The following is a 13431-nucleotide window of genomic DNA, read 5'->3' as shown; positions in this document are numbered from 1 at the left end:
TCAAAAATCGCTCCAGGCGATTTTTTGTTTTAATAGCGGCTGATTTCATAACTGCGAAGCCTCATGCTCCGAGCACTGACCCACCGCCTGCTGAAACTCCTGCTCTGGCTGATCCTGGCCAGCGTGCTGCTGGTGCTCGCCCTGCGCTGGGTGCCGCCACCCGGCACGGCCCTGATGATCGAACGCAAGATCGAGTCCTGGGGCAGCGAGCAGCCCCTCGAACTCAAGCGCCGGTGGCGGCCATGGAACGAGCTGCCGGACAGCCTGAAGATGGCGGTGATCGCCGCGGAAGACCAGAAGTTCGCCAACCACTGGGGCTTCGATCTCGGCGCCATCCAGGCCGCGCTGCAGCACAACCAGAATGGCGGCTCGTTGCGCGGCGCCAGCACGCTGAGTCAGCAAGTGGCGAAGAATCTGTTCCTCTGGTCCGGCCGCAGCTGGCTGCGCAAGGGCCTGGAAGCCTGGTTCACCGCGCTGATCGAGCTGCTCTGGTCGAAAGAGCGCATTCTCGAGGTGTACCTCAACAGCGTGGAATGGGGTGACGGCGTCTTCGGCGCCGAGGCCGCCGCACAGCATCACTTCGGCGTCGGCGCGCCCTACCTGAATCGCCAGCAGGCCAGCCAGCTGGCCGCCGTGCTGCCCAACCCGTTGCGCTGGAGCGCGGGCCGCCCGGATGGCTACATCCTGCGTCGCTCCGCCTGGATCCGCCAGCAGATGAACCAGCTGGGGGGCGGCCACTACCTCAACCAGCTCAAGCCCAGGTATCCGCACTGGTGGCCAGGCTGGCTGTAAGGCGCCCTAGCGACTGCGAAAGGCCTTGCGCGGGAGCGCATGCAGCAGCGCGATGTCGTCACCACGCAGGTGCACCGTCAGCCCCCACTGCGGGTAGACCCAGGCTTGTCCCTCTGCCAGCTCCAGGCTGAGACGCGGCTGCCCCAGGCTGGCAGCCAGACGTTCGCTGGCCAGTGACGCCGGGGCGCCAAGGTTCAGACTGGCGATGGAGAAACGCGCCATCTGCTCGACGAGTACAGCGGGCAATACCTGCTCGGCGTCGCCCGGGCGCAACCCTTGCGCCGCCATCAGGCTGTCACGCTGGCTGTCGCTCAACGCCAGCACGGCCTGCAGCGACCATTCACCCTCCTCTCCCTGAAGCCTGGCACGGTAGCTCAGACGCGCCCCATCCAGGCGCGGTTCCAGCCACAGCTCACCGGGGGCCAGACGCTGGAGATCCGCCAGTTGCAGATGATCGTCCGCCAGAGGCTGCAGGAGCGCGTCGCGCCAGGTCTGCAGGTTGGCAACCGGCTGGACCTCGGTGTTGCGCATCAGCCAGGCGCCCCAGGCGAAGAACAGCACGGCCACGACGATGAACAGGAGCCCGTGTTGTGCTCTCAGGGGTGGCTTGTTCACACGATGGCTCCAGGCAGAAAAAAGCCGCACCCAGGTGCGGCTTCTCGTTGGCTCGACAGGCTCAGGCGGCGATACAGCCCTTGAGCTTGTTCATGGCGTTCTTCTCCAGCTGGCGAATACGCTCGGCCGACACATTGTACTTGGCGGCCAGGTCATGCAGCGTCGCCTTCTCCTCGGCCAGCCAGCGCTGGTAGAGAATGTCGCGGCTGCGCTCGTCCAGGCTTTCCAGCGCTTCGTGCAGGTTGCTGCTGGAGCTGTCGCTCCAGTCGGCGTCCTCGAGCTGGCGGGCCGGGTCGTAGCGATGGTCTTCCAGATAGTGCGCGGGCGACTGGTAGGCGCTGTCGTCGTCGGCATCGGCGGCCGGATCGAAGGCCATGTCCTGACCGGTCAGGCGGCTTTCCATCTCGCGCACTTCGTGCGGCTCGACGCCCAGGCTCTCGGCCACGGCGGTCACTTCATCGTTGTTCAGCCAGGCCAGACGCTTCTTCTGGCTGCGCAGGTTGAAGAACAGCTTGCGTTGGGCCTTGGTGGTGGCCACTTTGACGATGCGCCAGTTCTTCAGGATGAACTCGTGGATTTCCGCACGGATCCAGTGCACGGCGAAGGACACCAGGCGCACGCCCATTTCCGGGTTGAAGCGCTTGACCGCCTTCATCAGGCCGACGTTGCCCTCCTGGATCAGGTCGGCCTGGGCCAGACCGTAGCCGGAGTAGCTGCGCGCGATATGCACCACGAAACGCAGGTGGGCCAGCACCATCTGGCGGGCGGCCTCGAGATCCTGCTGGTAGTAGAGATTTTCGGCCAGTTCACGCTCCTGCTCGGGCGTCAGCAGCGGAATGCTGTTGACCGCATGCACGTATGCTTCCAGGTTGGCGCCTGGAACCAGAGCATGAACAGGTTGCAAGGAAGTGGACATTCGAATCCTCCGATTCACGAAACTCGTGCAGTGTAGCACTGCGCTATCTGATGCAGGGCCTGTGGATAAGTTCCCTGACAGATAGTCAATATCAACCAAAACAATGACTTGTCAGCTGGCGTTCAGCTTGCCGGGCAAGCCCATCAACGCGGTGCCAGCTCGTTCAGATGCCGCGCTACCGCCAGCCAGGCGCCAATATAGCCCAACAGCACGGCGCCCAGCAGCAGCGAAAAGCCGTCGCCCGAAGGTACGCCACCCAGCGCGAAATCGCTACCGTAAAGGCCGGCCAAACGTACTACAGCATCGTTCAGCCAATCCAGCCCGAAGGCCAGCAGCAGCCAGGCGAAGACACCGGCACCGAAACCGTACAGCGCGCCCATGTAGAGGAAGGGGCGACGCACGTAACCGTCGGTGCCGCCGACCAGCTTGATCACTTCGATCTCGGCGCGGCGGTTCTCGATGTGCAGGCGGATGGTGTTGCCGATCACCAGCAGCAGCGCCAGGATCAGCAGCACGCTGAGGCCGAAGACGAAGCGGTCGCCCAGCTTGAGAATCGCGGTCAGGCGTTCGACCCAGACCAGGTCCAGCTGCGCCTGTTCCACCTTGGGCAGTTCGGCCAGGCGCTGGCGCAGGGCTTCCAGCTTGGCCTTGTCGACCTCCTTCGGCGTGACCAGCACCACACCCGGCAACGGATTCTCCGGCAGCTCCTTGAGCGCCTGACCGAGACCGGAAAGCTGCTGGAACTCTTCCAGCGCCTGCTCACGACTGATCCACTCGACGTCGGCGACATCGTCCATCGCCTTGATCTGCTCGCGCAGCGCCTCGCCTTCACGCTCACTGGCGGACAGCTCGAGGAACAGGGAAATCTGCGCCGCACGCTGCCAGGAGCCGCCGAGTTTCTCGACGTTGTCCAGCAGCAGCGACAGGCCCATGGGCATGCTCAGCGCCACGGCCATCACCAGGCAGGTGAAGAAACTGCCGATGGGCTGGCGCGCCAGGCGGCGCAGGCTGTCGACGATGCTGGCGCGGTGGCTTTCCAGCCAGGCGTGGAACAGGGTACGGAAATCCGGCTCGTCCGCCGGACGGGCCGCCACCTTGTTGCGCGGCGCCGCGCCGACGCGTTCGGCCGGTTGCGGCGTGGGCATCTTCGACGCGCTCATCAGGCTGCCTCCCCATCGCCGATCAGGCGGCCACGTTGCAGGGTGAGCATGCGCTGGCGCATGCGCGCGATCAGCGCCAGGTCGTGGCTGGCGATCAGCACCGTGGTGCCCAGCTGATTGATGTCTTCGAACACGCCCATGATCTCGGCGGCCAGGCGCGGGTCGAGGTTGCCGGTGGGTTCGTCCGCCAGCAGCAGTGCCGGGCGATGGACGATGGCGCGGGCAATGCCGACGCGCTGCTGCTGACCGGTGGACAGGTCCCCCGGCGCCTGGGCGGCCTTGTCGCTGAGGCTGACCCGCTCCAGCGCCGAGCCGACGCGCCTGGCGATGTCGGGCTTGGACAGGCCGAGAATCTGCAGCGGCAGGGCGACGTTGTCGTACACCGTGCGGTCGAACAGCAGCTGGTGGTTCTGGAACACCACACCGATCTGTCGGCGCAGGAAGGGAATCTGCGCGTTGGTGATGGTCGACAGGTCCTGCCCGGCCAGCAGCAGCTTGCCGCTGGTGGGCCGTTCCATCGCCAGCAGCAGGCGCAGCAGCGTGCTCTTGCCGGCGCCGGAGTGGCCGGTGACGAAGAGAAACTCGCCGGGGCGAACGCGGAAGGTCAGTTCGTGCAGCCCGACATGGCCATTGGGATAACGCTTGGCGACCTGCTCGAATCGGATCATCCGCGTTCACGCTCCTCGAAGAGTGCCTGGACGAAGTCCTGGGCCTGGAACGGGCGCAGGTCGTCGATGCCTTCACCCACGCCGATGTAGCGGATCGGCAGGCCGAACTGCTTGGCCAGGGCGAAGATGACCCCGCCCTTGGCAGTGCCGTCGAGCTTGGTCAACGCCAGACCGGTGAGGTTCACAGTCTGATTGAACTGCTTGGCCTGGCTGATGGCGTTCTGTCCGGTGCCGGCGTCGAGCACCAGCAGCACTTCGTGCGGCGCCGTGTCGTCCAGCTTACCGATCACCCGACGGACCTTCTTCAGCTCTTCCATCAGGTTGTCCTTGGTGTGCAGGCGCCCGGCGGTGTCGGCGATCAGCACGTCGACGCCACGCGACTTGGCCGCCTGGACCGCGTCGAAGATCACCGAAGCCGAGTCGGCACCGGTGTGCTGGGCGATCACCGCGATGTTGTTGCGCTCACCCCAGACCTGCAGCTGCTCCACGGCAGCGGCGCGGAAAGTATCGCCAGCGGCGAGCATGACCTTCTTGCCGTCGAGCTGCAGCTTCTTGGCCAGCTTGCCGATGGTGGTGGTCTTGCCGACGCCGTTCACGCCGACCACGAGGATCACGTAGGGCTGCTTGGCACTGTCGATCTGCAGCGGCTGTTCGACCGGCTTGAGCAGGGTCACCAGCTCTTCCTGCAGCGCCTTGTACAGCGCGCCGCTGTCGGCCAGCTCCTTGCGCGCCACGCGCTTGGTCAGGTTGCCGATGATCGCGGTGGTCGCCTCGACACCGACATCGGCGGTGAGCAGGCGGGTTTCCAGGTCGTCGAGCAGGTCGTCGTCGATGGCCTTCTTGCCAAGGAACAGGCTGGCCATGCCCTCGCCCAGGCTGGCGCTGGTCTTGGACAGGCCCTGTTTGAGGCGGGCGAAGAAACCCGGCTTGTCCTGGGTGGCAGCAACCGGCGCGGCGGGCGCCTGCACTTCCGCTGCAGCCGGTTCGGCGACTGCGACCGGCTCGGGCACTGCCGCGATGGCCGGGTTCGGCGCGGGCTCGGCGACCGGGACAGCAGCCGGGCTCGGCGCCGCTTCGACAACCGGGGCAGGTGCCGGAGCAGGGCTCGGCACCACCGGCGTGGCTTCGACGACAGGCGCCGGGGCCTCGGGCTGCGGCTGCGGCTGCGGCTGCGGCTGCGGCTGCGGCTGCGGCTGCGGCTGCGGCTGCGGCTGCGGCTGCGGCTGCGGCTGCGGCTCGGGGAGTGTGTCGAGGCGCGGCGCAGGCGTCTCCTGCACCTCGGCGGCAGGCACATTCGCGGCCTCGTCAGCCACGCCCGGCACAGGCTCGGGCGCCGACTCAGGCGTCGACGTGGCGGGTTTCTTGCGCCACCAGCTGAACAGGGATTTCTTTTCTTCGGTCACAGGCGGGTTCTGCGCGCCGGCATCGGCCGGCGACTTCTTGTCGTCATTGGAACCAAACATGGGTCGCTTGCATCTCAAGGGAGCGTTCGCTCACAGGCTGCAAAGCCTTGCTGCGCCGCCCCGGAAAAGGATGGGGTATCCTAGCACCTCTTCGCCCGCTGGCGGTACGACCGCCCAGGCTATCCGACAGGTCAGACTCTCGATGAATGCCATTGCCCGCCGTTCCCTCGGCCTGCTGTTCGGCGCCCTTTGCGCGCCAATGGTGGCCTTCGCCTCACCCGCTCAACCCACTCACGAATTCAGTCTCGACAATGGCCTCAAGGTCATCGTGCGCGAAGACCACCGCGCCCCCGTGGTGGTCTCCCAGCTCTGGTACAAGGTCGGCTCCAGCTACGAGACACCTGGCTCCACCGGCCTCTCCCATGCCCTGGAGCACATGATGTTCAAGGGCAGCGCCAAGCTCGGCCCGGGCGAGGCCTCACAGGTGCTGCGCGACCTGGGGGCGGAAGAGAACGCCTTCACCAGCGACGACTACACCGCCTACTACCAGGTCCTGGCCAGCGACCGCCTGGGCGTGGCACTGGAGCTGGAGGCCGACCGTCTGGCCAGCCTGCAACTGCCGGCCAACGAGTTCGACAAGGAAATCGAGGTGATCAAGGAGGAACGTCGTCTGCGCACCGACGACCGTCCCTCGTCCAAGGCCTTCGAGCTGTTCAAGGCCATGGCCTACCCGGCCAGCGGCTACAGCATCCCCACCATCGGCTGGATGGCCGACCTGGAGCGCATGCACATCGACGAACTGCGCGCCTGGTACCGCCAGTGGTACGCGCCGAACAACGCCACCCTGGTGGTAGTCGGCGACGTCAGCGTCGATCAGGTGAAGAGCCTGGCCCAGCGCTACTTCGCCGCCATCCCGCGCCGCGAGGTGCCCAAGGCCAAGCTGCCGCTGGAGCTGCAGGCCGCCGGCGAACGACGCACCACGCTCTACCTCAAGACCCAGCTGCCGAACCTGATAATGGGCTTCAACGTGCCCAGCCTGGCCACCACCGCGACGCCGCGCCAGGTCTACGCCCTGCGCCTGGCGGCGGCCCTGCTCGACGGCGGCTACAGCGCACGCCTGTCCACACGCCTGGAACGTGGCGAGGAACTCGTCTCCGGCGCCAGCGCCTGGTACAACGCCTTCACCCGTGGCGACAGCCTGTTCGTCCTCACGGCCACGCCCAACGTGCAGAAAGGCAAGACCCTGGAGCAGGCCGAAGCGGGCCTGTGGCGCGAGCTGGAAGCCCTGAAGAAGACGCCGCCATCCGCCGCCGAGCTGGCCCGGGTGCGCGCCCAGGTCATAGCCGGCCTGGTCTATGAGCGCGATTCGATCACCAGCCAGGCCACCAGCATCGGCCAGCTGGAGACCGTCGGCCTGTCCTGGAAGCTGATCGACCAGGAACTGGCCGAGCTGGAAGCCGTGACCCCGGCCGACATCCAGCAGGCTGCCCGCACCTTCTTCGTCCGCGACCGCCTGAGCGTCGCCCACGTCCTGCCCGAAGCGTCCCGTAACCAGGAGTCCCGTCATGAAGACTGAGCACCGCCGTCTGGGCCTGCTCGGCCTGGCCCTGTCCACCGCCCTGGCACTGGGTGCCTGCAGCGTCATCGGCAAGCCGGCGGCCACTGGCGAAGGCGCCAAGCTGCGATCACTGGCGGCCCTCGACAACCAGGCACCGACCCGGCGCACGCTGGACATCCAGACCTGGAACACCGCGCAAGGCGCCAAGGTGCTGTTCGTCGAAGCCCATGAGCTACCGATGTTCGACCTGCGCCTGACCTTCGCCGCTGGCAGCAGCCAGGATGGCGACGTGCCGGGCCTGGCGGCCCTGACCAATGCCATGCTCAACGAGGGCGTGCCAGGCAAGGATGTCGGCGCCATCGCCGCCGGCTTCGAGGGCCTCGGTGCCGACTTCGGCAACGGCTCCTACCGCGACATGGCCGTGGCCAGCCTGCGCAGCCTCAGCGCCCGCGAGCAGCGCGAGCCGGCCCTGGCGCTGTTCAGCCAGGTGCTGGGCAAGCCGACCTTCCCGGCCGACTCGCTGGCGCGCATCAAGAACCAGCTGCTCGCCGGCTTCGAGTACCAGAAGCAGAACCCCGGCAAACTGGCCAGCCTGGAACTGTTCGAGCACCTGTACGGCAAGCATCCCTATGCACACCCGAGCGATGGCACGCCGCAGTCGGTCCCGGCGATCACCCGCCAGCAGCTGCAGGCCTTCCACGCCCGCGCATACACCCCTGGCAACGCGGTGATCGCCCTGGTCGGCGACCTGTCGCGCAGCGAGGCCGAAGCCATCGCCAGCCAGGTCTCCGCCGCCCTGCCGCAGGGTCCGGCGCTGGCCGCGATCGCCCAGCCGCAAACGCCCAAGCCCGGCAGCAGCCACATCGAGTACCCGTCCAACCAGACGCACCTGATGCTGGCCCAGCTCGGCATCGACCGCCGCGATCCGGACTACGCCGCCCTGTACCTGGGCAACCAGATCTTCGGCGGCGGTGGCTTCGGCACCCGCCTGATGAGCGAAGTGCGCGAAAAACGCGGCCTGACCTACGGCGTCTATTCCGGCTTCAGCGCCATGCAGGCGCGCGGGCCGTTCATGATCAACCTGCAGACCCGCGCCGAACTCAGCGAGGGCACCCTGGCGCTGGTCAAACAGCTGCTCACCGACTACCTGCGCGAGGGCCCGACCCAGCAGGAACTGGACAACGCCAAGCGCGAGCTGGCCGGCAGCTTCCCGCTGTCCACCGCGAGCAACGCCGATATCGTCGGGCAACTGGCCTCGATGGGCTTCTATGACCTGCCGCTGAGCTACCTGGACGACTTCATGCGTGACGTGCAGGGCCTGACCACCGAGCAGGTGAAGGCCGCGATGGCCAGGCACCTCGACCCCGCCGCGCTGGTGGTGGTCACTGCCGGCCCGACCGTAGCGCAGAAGGAACTGCCGCCGCCCACCGAGCGCCCCAGCGAGCTGCCCAGCACGGTGCCGCACTGATGCGCGGCCGTACCCCGCAGAAGGCGCCCGGCAAGGCCCATGGCGGCCAGGGCCAGTTGCGCATCATCGGCGGCGAGTGGCGCTCGCGGCGCTTCGCCTTTCCCGACGGGCCGGGCCTGCGCCCGACCCCGGACCGGGTGCGCGAGACCCTGTTCAACTGGCTGGCACCCCATGTCGAGGGCGCCCACGTGCTCGACCCCTTCGCCGGCAGCGGCGCCCTGCTGCTCGAAGCGCTGTCGCGTGGCGCCGCCAGCGGCCTGGCCTGCGATCTCAACCCGGCGTCGGTGAACGCCCTGCGCGGACACCTGGCGACCCTGCAGTGCAGCGCCGGCGAGATCCAGCTGGGCGATGCCCTGCAGCTGCTGGCGCGCCCGGCCCCGCGATGCTTCGACATCGTCCTGCTCGACCCGCCGTTCCACAAGGACCTGCTGCAGGCTGCCTGCACGCTGCTGGAAACGCAGGGCTGGCTGGCCGCTGACGCCTGGATCTATACCGAAAGCGAGACGGCGCCCTCGACCCTGGGCCTGCCCGGCAATTGGCGCCTGCACCGCGAGAAACACACCGGCCAGGTGCACTATGCGCTGTGGCAACGCAGCGCACAGTGACCTGCCTGGTGTGAGTGCTGGCGAGGCAAGCGCCATCCACCCGACCAGGCCACGCTGAACGCCATGCAGGGTGGATGTTGCCTTTTACATCCACCAACACGGCGGTATATGGGTAAAAACACCATCCCCCGACAGGACAGTTCCATGACGCCCTTCCAGCCCGCCTGGTGGCTCCCCGGCCCGCACCTGCAGACGCTGTGGAACCCCTTCTGCCGCAAGCCGCCGCAATTGCAGCGCCGGCGTGAGCGTCTGTGGCTGGACGACGGCGACTTCCTCGACCTCGACTGGCATGGCCCGCACGACGCCCACGCGCCGCTGGTACTGGTGCTGCACGGCCTGACCGGCAGCTCCGACTCGCTGTACGTGCTGGGCCTGCAGCAGACCCTGGCTGCACGCGGCTGGGCCAGCGTGGCGCTGAACTGGCGCGGCTGCTCAGGCGAACCCAACCTGCTGCCACGCGGCTACCACTCCGGGGCCAGCGAGGACCTGGCCGCGACAGTGGCCCATCTGCGTGCGCAACGGCCGATGGCAGCGCTGTATGCGGTCGGCTACTCGCTGGGTGGCAACGTGCTGCTCAAGTACCTGGGGGAAAGCGGCGCGCAGAGCCTGTTGCGCGGCGCCGTGGCGGTGTCCGTGCCGTTTCGCCTGGACCAGTGCGCGGACCGCATCGGCCTGGGCTTCTCGCGGGTATACCAGGCGCACTTCATGCGCGAGATGGTCGCCTACGTGAACAACAAGCAGCGCCTGTTCGCCGAGCAGGGCCAGGGCGAGCGCCTGTCGGTACTGGAACGGCTGGGACCGCTGGACGGCATGCGCACCTTCTGGGACTTCGACGGCCGCATCACCGCGCCGCTGCATGGCTTCGCCGACGCCCACGACTACTACCGCCGCGCGTCGAGCCGTTTCTACCTCGGCGCGATCCGCACCCCTGCCCTGCTGATCCAGGCCGCGGACGACCCCTTCATCTTCCGCCACAGCCTGCCCGAAGCCAGCGAGCTGGCGCCCGGCACCGAGTTCGAACTGCACGCCAGGGGCGGCCATGTCGGCTTCGTCGAAGGCAGCCCGCGCAAGCCGGTGTATTACCTGGAGCGGCGTATCCCGCAGTGGCTGACGAGCCTCGAATAATCGCGACCGATGCCGTTCCTGCGCGGCATGCGCTGACGTAGCCCCTCCGGAGACGAGAGGCAATCAGCCCAGCACCTGCTCCAGCGGCACATGCAGACGACCGTACAGCGCCTCGACCGCCTCGCGTGCCGAGGGCGCTATGTAGCCGCCTTCCAGCGCCAGCACCTGATAGATGCCACGGCGCAGCATGTCCTGACTGAGGTTGTCCGGGTTGGCGCCGGCGGTGCAGAGAAAGCGTACCCAGGAGGTCATGATGATCCAGCTGTTGAGCGTCAGCGCCTCGATCTGCGCCGGGGTCATCAGCAGGATGCCGGCGTCGACGAACCCCTGGTAGATGGACTGCGCGCCAACCAGGCAACGCCGGGCGAAGGCGCGGTAACGCTCGGCCAGCTCGGCGTCGGACTCCAGCAGGTGCTCCAGGTCGCGATGCAGGAAGCGGTAGTGCCACATCGCCGCCAGCAGCGCCTCCAGATAGAAGGTCTTGTCGTCCACCGTCAGCGCGCGCTGCTCGGGCAGGCGCAGAAAGCTGTCGACCTGGGCTTCGTACTGGGCGAACAGCTCGGCGATGATCACCTGCTTGTTGCGGAAGTGGTAATACAGATTGCCCGGCGAAATCCCCAGGTGCGCGGCGATGTGGTTGGTGGTGACATTGCGCTCGCCCTGGCTGTTGAACAGGGCCAGGCTCTCGGCAACGATGCGATCGCGGGTCTTGGGTGGCGCCATCTCGCAGCTCGGTCTCGACGTCGAAAAGAGGCAAAGGTACAGGCAGAAACCGGCGAAGTGTTACCCCCGGTGCAACCGGCAGGCTTTCGCTGACCTTTGGTTAGGGTGCAGCGGACAGCGTCACGCGGCATCCTATTTGACACATTAGAGTAATTGCTCTAAAAATCCAGTTCAGTCGAATCGGAGCGTGCAACCACGCCCAGCTGGAACGTCGAGGAGAATCCCCATGGTCGCCGACATCGCCTACCTGCAGCACAGCCAACAGCAGATCAACCAGCTGGAAAACACCTTTGCCCTGCAACGCTCTGCCTTCGGCGCCAACCCCATGCCGTCAGCCGAGCAGCGCATCCAGTGGCTCAAGACCCTGCGCGAGCTGCTGGTCCAGCAGCAGGACGCCCTGGTCGCGGCGATCTCCGAAGACTTCAGCAACCGCTCCGCTGACGAGACCTTGCTCGCCGAGCTGATGCCGAGCCTGCATGGCATCGACTACGCGACCCGGCGCATCCGCAAGTGGATGAAGCCGTCGCGCCGCAGCGTCGGCATGCAGTTCTTGCCGGCCTCGGCCAAGGTCATCTACCAGCCACTGGGCGTGGCCGGCATCATCGTGCCGTGGAACTACCCGCTGTTCCTGGCCATCGGCCCGTTGACCGCCGCCCTGGCCGCCGGCAACCGGGTGATGATCAAGATGAGCGAGTCCACCCCGGCCACCTCGCAACTGATCAAGGACCTGCTGGCGCGCATCTTCCCCGAGGACCTGGTCAGCGTCGCCCTGGGCGAGGCCGAGGTGGGCGTGGCCTTCTCCAGGTTGCCGTTCGACCACCTGCTGTTCACCGGCGCCACCAGCATCGGCAAGCACGTGATGCGTGCTGCCGCGGAAAACCTCACCCCGGTGACCCTGGAGCTGGGCGGCAAGTCGCCGGCCATCGTATCGGCCGAGGTGCCGCTGGCAGACGCCGCCGAGCGCATTGCCTTCGGCAAGACCCTCAACGCCGGACAGACCTGCGTGGCCCCGGACTATGTGCTGGTACCGCGTGACCGCATCGAAGGCTTCGTCAGCGCCTACCGCGAGGTGGTGCAGCGCTTCTACCCGCAACTGCAGGACAACCCGGACTACACGGCGATCATCAACGAGCGCCAGCTGGCACGCCTCAACGGCTACCTGCTGGACGCCGAGGCCAAGGGCGCACGCATCGTCCCGCTCTACCCCGAAGCCCAGGGCCGGCGCCTGCCGCAGAGCCTGGTACTGGACGTCAACGACGAGATGAAGCTGATGCAGGACGAGATCTTCGGCCCGCTGCTGCCGGTGGTGCCATACGACCGCCTGGAAGATGCCTTCGCCTACGTCAACGCGCGGCCCCGTCCGCTGGCGCTGTACTACTTCGGCTACGACAAGCACGAGCAGCAGCGCGTGCTGCACGAAACCCATTCCGGTGGCGTGTGCCTGAACGACACCCTGCTGCACGTGGCCCAGGACGACATGCCGTTCGGCGGCATCGGCCCGTCGGGCATGGGCCACTACCACGGCCACGAAGGGTTCCTGACGTTCAGCAAGGCCAAGGGGGTGTTCATCAAGCAACGCTTCAACGCGGCGCGCCTGATCTACCCGCCCTATGGCAAGTCGATCCAGAAGCTGGTCTACAAACTGTTCGTGCGCTGATCAACGCGGGCCCGGCCCGCTCTACGCCTGGTGATAACAACAATGAACGACACCACTCCAGATGCGCCGCAGCTGTCGCGGCGCAGCCTGCTCAAGGTCGGCCTGATGGGCACGGCGCTGCTCGGCACGGCCGGACTCACCGCCACGCTCAGCGGTTGCTCGGCCGGCACGCCGGCCAGCGGCTACCTGATCCTGCGCAGCAGCGACCTGCCGTTTCTCAAGGCACTGATCCCGGTCATGCTCGACGGCGCCGTCGCCAGCGAACGCATGCCGCAGGCCGTCGAGGGCACCTTGCGCAGCATCGACAACGGCCTGGCGCACTTCTCCCCAGAGATGCAGAAGCTCACCGTGCAGCTGTTCGACGTGCTGGCACTGACCATCACCCGCGGCCCGCTGACCGGGATCTGGGGCAGCTGGGAGAACGCCAGTGCCGACGATGTGCGGCACTTCCTCGAACGCTGGCAGAACAGCAGCCTGAGCCTGTTGCGCATGGGCCATGCCTCGCTGCTGCAACTGGTGATGATGGCCTGGTATGGCCGGCCGGAGTCCTGGGCACACTGCGGCTATCCCGGCCCGCCCACCGTCTGAATTCAGCCAACCGCCATTATCAGAATGATGCCTCTGAAACCGCAGCGAGCGATTCGAGTGCAAGGAAGGCTCGCAGCACGTGGCGAGGCCGTACTGAAGTACGCCGAATCACGGGCGAGGAGCTGACGCCGCACGCGGATCGCACAGCAGGTT

At 66.9% G+C, this 13431-nt stretch carries 13 protein-coding genes; 7 read left to right on the top strand and 6 right to left on the bottom strand.

The genetic code is table 11. The features are described from left to right. Positions 1-63 precede the first annotated feature (63 nt). Positions 64-792: a monofunctional biosynthetic peptidoglycan transglycosylase gene (gene mtgA, locus EPK82_RS09520; protein ID WP_134676420.1), complete on the top strand. Its 729-nt coding sequence runs from the start codon at positions 64-66 to the stop codon at positions 790-792. A gap of 6 nt (positions 793-798) precedes the next feature. Here the strand turns inward: mtgA and EPK82_RS09515 are convergent, their stop codons facing one another. From EPK82_RS09515 to ftsY, 5 genes are all read right to left on the bottom strand, one after another. Further along, positions 799-1407 carry a hypothetical protein gene (locus tag EPK82_RS09515; protein WP_134676419.1) on the bottom strand — a complete coding sequence of 203 codons (609 nt, stop codon included), beginning with the start codon at positions 1405-1407 and terminating at the stop codon, positions 799-801. Positions 1408-1468: 61 nt separating this feature from the next. Then, positions 1469-2323, bottom strand: coding sequence for an RNA polymerase sigma factor RpoH (rpoH, locus tag EPK82_RS09510; RefSeq protein WP_037056445.1), 855 nt, complete (start codon positions 2321-2323; stop codon positions 1469-1471). Between the two features lie 143 nt (positions 2324-2466). After that, positions 2467-3483: a permease-like cell division protein FtsX gene (gene ftsX, locus EPK82_RS09505; protein WP_134676418.1), complete on the bottom strand. Its 1017-nt coding sequence runs from the start codon at positions 3481-3483 to the stop codon at positions 2467-2469. Then, positions 3483-4151 carry a cell division ATP-binding protein FtsE gene (ftsE, locus tag EPK82_RS09500; RefSeq protein WP_037056449.1) on the bottom strand — a complete coding sequence of 223 codons (669 nt, stop codon included), beginning with the start codon at positions 4149-4151 and terminating at the stop codon, positions 3483-3485. Before ftsE ends, ftsX begins: the two co-directional genes overlap by 1 nt. Continuing rightward, positions 4148-5614: a signal recognition particle-docking protein FtsY gene (gene ftsY / locus EPK82_RS09495; protein ID WP_134676417.1), complete on the bottom strand. Its 1467-nt coding sequence runs from the start codon at positions 5612-5614 to the stop codon at positions 4148-4150. The genes ftsE and ftsY overlap by 4 nt, the downstream gene beginning before the upstream one ends. A 142-nt stretch (positions 5615-5756) precedes the next feature. Between ftsY and EPK82_RS09490 the strand changes: the two genes are divergently transcribed. The 4 genes from EPK82_RS09490 to EPK82_RS09475 all read left to right on the top strand — a co-directional run bounded on the left by EPK82_RS09490 (position 5757) and on the right by EPK82_RS09475 (position 10310). Further along, a complete protein-coding gene (locus tag EPK82_RS09490; protein WP_134676416.1) occupies positions 5757-7130 on the top strand; it encodes a M16 family metallopeptidase in 1374 nt (457 codons plus the stop codon). Next, positions 7120-8580 carry a M16 family metallopeptidase gene (locus EPK82_RS09485; RefSeq protein ID WP_134676415.1) on the top strand — a complete coding sequence of 487 codons (1461 nt, stop codon included), beginning with the start codon at positions 7120-7122 and terminating at the stop codon, positions 8578-8580. The genes EPK82_RS09490 and EPK82_RS09485 overlap by 11 nt, the downstream gene beginning before the upstream one ends. Beyond that, positions 8580-9185 carry a 16S rRNA (guanine(966)-N(2))-methyltransferase RsmD gene (gene rsmD / locus EPK82_RS09480; RefSeq protein WP_134676414.1) on the top strand — a complete coding sequence of 202 codons (606 nt, stop codon included), beginning with the start codon at positions 8580-8582 and terminating at the stop codon, positions 9183-9185. Before EPK82_RS09485 ends, rsmD begins: the two co-directional genes overlap by 1 nt. 144 nt (positions 9186-9329) lie before the next feature. Beyond that, positions 9330-10310, top strand: coding sequence for a hydrolase (locus EPK82_RS09475; protein WP_134676413.1), 981 nt, complete (start codon positions 9330-9332; stop codon positions 10308-10310). A 63-nt stretch (positions 10311-10373) separates the two neighbouring features. On the opposite strand, the gene EPK82_RS09470 is transcribed toward EPK82_RS09475, so the two are convergent. After that, a complete protein-coding gene (locus EPK82_RS09470; RefSeq protein WP_037056465.1) occupies positions 10374-11033 on the bottom strand; it encodes a TetR/AcrR family transcriptional regulator in 660 nt (219 codons plus the stop codon). A gap of 226 nt (positions 11034-11259) precedes the next feature. Here EPK82_RS09470 and EPK82_RS09465 point away from each other — a divergent pair, with 226 nt between their 5' ends. Then, positions 11260-12690 carry a coniferyl aldehyde dehydrogenase gene (locus tag EPK82_RS09465; RefSeq protein ID WP_134676412.1) on the top strand — a complete coding sequence of 477 codons (1431 nt, stop codon included), beginning with the start codon at positions 11260-11262 and terminating at the stop codon, positions 12688-12690. Between the two features lie 42 nt (positions 12691-12732). Beyond that, on the top strand, positions 12733-13278 hold the full coding sequence (locus tag EPK82_RS09460; RefSeq protein WP_134676411.1) for a twin-arginine translocation pathway signal protein: 546 nt from the start codon (positions 12733-12735) through the stop codon (positions 13276-13278). Positions 13279-13431 lie beyond the last annotated feature (153 nt).

Source organism: Ectopseudomonas khazarica (genome assembly GCF_004521985.1).
Lineage (GTDB): Bacteria > Pseudomonadota > Gammaproteobacteria > Pseudomonadales > Pseudomonadaceae > Aquipseudomonas > Aquipseudomonas khazarica.
Note: the sequence above shows the minus strand (reverse complement) of the source record. Positions and strands in the feature narration are given on the sequence as shown.